Source organism: Nitrospira sp. BLG_2, assembly GCF_049222245.1.
In genome coordinates, this window is record NZ_JBLYIG010000436.1 from 1 (window position 1) to 3,095 (window position 3,095).

At 53.2% G+C, this 3,095-nt stretch carries 5 protein-coding genes and 1 pseudogene; 3 read left to right on the forward strand and 3 right to left on the reverse strand.

Features of this window, described 5'->3' with window-relative positions; translation table 11 throughout:
• Positions 1 to 1,020 (forward strand): TGS domain-containing protein (locus ACOSYY_RS11940; protein WP_421662617.1); only part of this gene is annotated, 1,020 nt, incomplete at its 5' end.
• A 22-nt stretch (positions 1,021 to 1,042) separates the two neighbouring features.
• Here ACOSYY_RS11940 and ACOSYY_RS11945 read toward each other — a convergent pair.
• Entirely contained in the window at positions 1,043 to 1,525 is a 483-nt protein-coding gene (locus ACOSYY_RS11945) for a DUF192 domain-containing protein (RefSeq protein WP_421662618.1), read from the reverse strand.
• A gap of 131 nt (positions 1,526 to 1,656) precedes the next feature.
• Between ACOSYY_RS11945 and ACOSYY_RS11950 the strand changes: the two genes are divergently transcribed.
• Both ACOSYY_RS11950 and ACOSYY_RS11955 read left to right on the forward strand, forming a co-directional pair.
• The gene (locus tag ACOSYY_RS11950; protein WP_421662619.1) at positions 1,657 to 1,842 is read left to right on the forward strand and encodes a hypothetical protein; all 186 of its coding nucleotides are present in this window, start codon (positions 1,657 to 1,659) and stop codon (positions 1,840 to 1,842) included.
• The gene (locus tag ACOSYY_RS11955) at positions 1,820 to 2,518 is read left to right on the forward strand and encodes a flavodoxin family protein (protein WP_421662620.1); all 699 of its coding nucleotides are present in this window, start codon (positions 1,820 to 1,822) and stop codon (positions 2,516 to 2,518) included. Before ACOSYY_RS11950 ends, ACOSYY_RS11955 begins: the two co-directional genes overlap by 23 nt.
• Positions 2,519 to 2,580: 62 nt before the next feature.
• Here ACOSYY_RS11955 and ACOSYY_RS11960 read toward each other — a convergent pair whose 3' ends face one another.
• Positions 2,581 to 2,781: a (2Fe-2S)-binding protein gene (locus ACOSYY_RS11960; protein WP_421662621.1), complete on the reverse strand. Its 201-nt coding sequence runs from the start codon at positions 2,779 to 2,781 to the stop codon at positions 2,581 to 2,583.
• Positions 2,782 to 2,902: 121 nt separating this feature from the next.
• A pseudogene (locus ACOSYY_RS11965) lies at positions 2,903 to 3,095 on the reverse strand (M3 family oligoendopeptidase); the annotation flags it as partial.

Genomic DNA, 3,095 nt, shown 5'->3' on the forward strand with positions numbered 1-3,095 from the left:
TTCCACGACGTGGTCTACGTCTTTACGCCCAAGGGAACCGTCAAAGAACTGCCTAAAAGGGCCACGCCGGTAGATTTCGCTTATGCGATTCACACGGAAGTCGGCGACCACTGTGTCGGGGCGAAGGTCAACGGGAAGATCGTTCCGCTCAAGCATGAGCTGACGAGCGGCGACACCATCGAAATTCTGACATCTCCGAATCAGACTCCGCACAAAGATTGGCTCAAGTTCGTACGCACGTCACGGGCGAAGACGAAGATTAAACATTGGATCAAAGCGGAGGAACAGAAACGCAGTTTGGAGATCGGTTGGCGGTTGCTCGAAACAGAGATTCGTCGCCATGGCATGGCTCCGTCGCAAGTCTTAAAGTCGGATGCCCTGCTCGAAATGGCTAAACAAGAAGGCTATGCAACGGTTGACGAGCTTGCTGCGGCCGTTGGATTCGGCCACCGCGCAACGGCTCAACTCATCGGACGGTTGACGGCTCCAATCTCCGCCGGTACTCCGACTCAGTCCCAACCTGCGAGTGCCCCCAAGGTCATCGGCAGGAGAGGAGGGGAGCCGAGCGTCCAAGTGAAGGGGGGGCGCGATCTGTTGATGCAACTGTCGCGATGCTGTAACCCTGTTCCGGGCGACAAGATCTTGGGATACATCACGAGAGGAAGGGGTCTCACGATCCATTCGGTCGATTGTCCCAACCTTGAAGCATTGGACTATGATCGAGAACGTTTGGTGGAAGTGGAGTGGGATACGGCTACGCCGAGCCAGCATGCGGTTAAAATAGCCGTCATCGCGGAGGACAAGACGGGAGTGTTGGCGAACGTCTCCTCAGCTATCGCCGAATGCAAAGCGAATATCAGCCGAGCCGAAATCATCACTCGGGAAGACCGGAAAGCGGAGCTGGATTTTGTCGTCGAAATCGCCGACACGGCTCATCTGAATCGTGTGCTGAAAACCATTGAACGGATAGGCGGTGTCATTACGGCACGGCGTGTTCGGTCCTGGCAGGAACGATCATAAAGATGCGTGTCGCGAGAAGATGCTAGGGTTGGCCGAATAGCAGTTTTGTTCCTTTCTCAATCTGGTACCGTTCGACTGTACCGCCGGTAATTTCGAGCACGTATATCGCATCATCGCTGTTCGGGCGGTATTGCGGACAAGAGTCGTCGGTCTTCGTGCAAGTCGGCACATTGCGCTCGATATGGGTGACCCGTTTGTTGGCGTCCAGCCAAATCAGATCGAGTGCGATCTTGGTATTTTTCATCCAGAACGACCAAGCCTGCGGTTGACTGAAAAAAAATAACATCCCATGATCTTTCTTGAGGTGATCCCGATACATCAGACCGACCGAGCGCTTCAGCGGCGTATCGGCGATCTCGGCATGGATTGTGACGCCCGAAGGAGTCTGAATAGGGATGAGCTCTCCGCCAGCGGCATTGGATATCGGCATGCCGAAGAGGAGTGACCCAAGAAGCGCTATGGACAGAGAGAAGAAAGTTGAATTTCCGAAATGCATGGAGCGCATCGTAGCTATCCAGCTTACCTCAGTCAAGGAACGTATTGCGGTCGTAGCGGTCAGAGAGCGTTCTTCTCCATCAATCTTGCAATCCTTTTAGGCAATGTGCCATCCTGCGGTACGCCGAGGAAGAGGAGACCATGCAGGAAAAACGACGGGTGTTATATAAAAAAGGCGTGTTTGTCTGTCCTGGATGTCGCCAATCTTACGTCCAAGAGAAATGGATTGAAGAGTGGCGGATCCGATGCCACCGCTGTACCTACCGTGGAACGCTGACGGAAGTGTCGGTTGAGGAACATATGGATGAAGAGACGTTTCGGCGTTAGTCCTTCATATTCGTTCCATCCGGACCGTAACGTTGTGTCACCATACTTCAACAAGACTCATACCCCGAATGAATCACGGCATCTCCTGGCCGTTGCATTGACGTTGATGACGCTTGGCACCGGCTGCGTGTCGTGGTCCTGGGCTGATGAATCATCGCCTGCGATCAAGATCCTCGTGGCTTACCATTCGCTCTCGGGAAACACCGAGCGCATGGCCGAAGCGGTGGCGGCAGGAGCGAAGTCGGTCTCTGGAGCTCAGATTGTTTTGAAGCGCGTCGGGCAAGTAACCGCGGAAGATCTGTTTTCCGCTGATGCGGTTGTGGTCGGCTCTCCTGTCTATTGGTCTAACATGTCCGGAGAAGTGAAGGCTTTCTTCGACAATTGGCAGTTCAAATTTGGTGTCTTCCCAGAATTCAAGATGAAAAACAAAATAGGGGCCGCCTTTGCCACGGGAGGGCAAATCTCGAGCGGGAAAGAGATGACGATGTTGACCATCCTCGCCGCGATGTTGGGAAATCAGATGATTGTGGTGAGCGGGGGTGGAGCCTTTGGAGCGTCTGCCACAACCGAGGGTGAGAGCCCGGGAATCGATGATAAAGAGCTTGCAGAGGCCAAAGCCTTAGGCCGACGTGTCGCCGATGTGACGAAGTTCATCAAGAGCGGTTCTCCACGTTGAATTATTGTTCACGAAAAGAGTGCGCGGACTCTTCCTCATGACAAACGGTGAGGAGGGGAAGTTTACCTACCGTCAACAGTGCTGGCCGATGCCCCTTGGACAGCGAGTTGGACGAACTCCTGGATGTTTTTTGCGCAACGCCCACAGTTGCCGCTTTGCTTGAGTCCAAATTTTGACTTGAGTTGACAGGGCATGACAAGCCCCGCTCGCCCGGCATCGCGAACATCCGACTCAGTAATTCCTCGACACAAACACATGAACATTCAATTCACCATTCGCCGATTATGAGAAGCATTATCATTGTGCCATTGCAGAACGATTCTGTCAAGTCTTCTCATGGGCCGGTAAAACGCCAGTTGCCGGCTTTATTTATCAATGAGGTAGCTACGAGAGAGTCTCTTCCAGCTGCTGCACCATGTCCTTAATGGTATCGAATCCTGACTGCCAAAAGGCTGCGGATGCCATATCCACGCCCAATTTGCTGAGAATATCTTGGGGTGATTGAGATCCGCCGGTGGCGAGTAAGTTCAGATACTTAGGGACAAACGGTGGCCCTTGTTCCTTGTACATTCTGTAT

What these genes read in the sequence shown, in the direction of transcription:
- ACOSYY_RS11945 (WP_421662618.1), bottom strand. Translation starts at nt 1,525, where the DNA reads ATGCGCTCCATGCATTTCGGAAATTCAACTTTCTTCTCTCTGTCCATA.
- ACOSYY_RS11950 (WP_421662619.1), top strand. Translation starts at nt 1,657, where the DNA reads ATGCAGGAAAAACGACGGGTGTTATATAAAAAAGGCGTGTTTGTCTGT.
- ACOSYY_RS11955 (WP_421662620.1), top strand. Translation starts at nt 1,820, where the DNA reads ATGAAGAGACGTTTCGGCGTTAGTCCTTCATATTCGTTCCATCCGGAC.
- ACOSYY_RS11960 (WP_421662621.1), bottom strand. Translation starts at nt 2,781, where the DNA reads ATGTTCATGTGTTTGTGTCGAGGAATTACTGAGTCGGATGTTCGCGAT.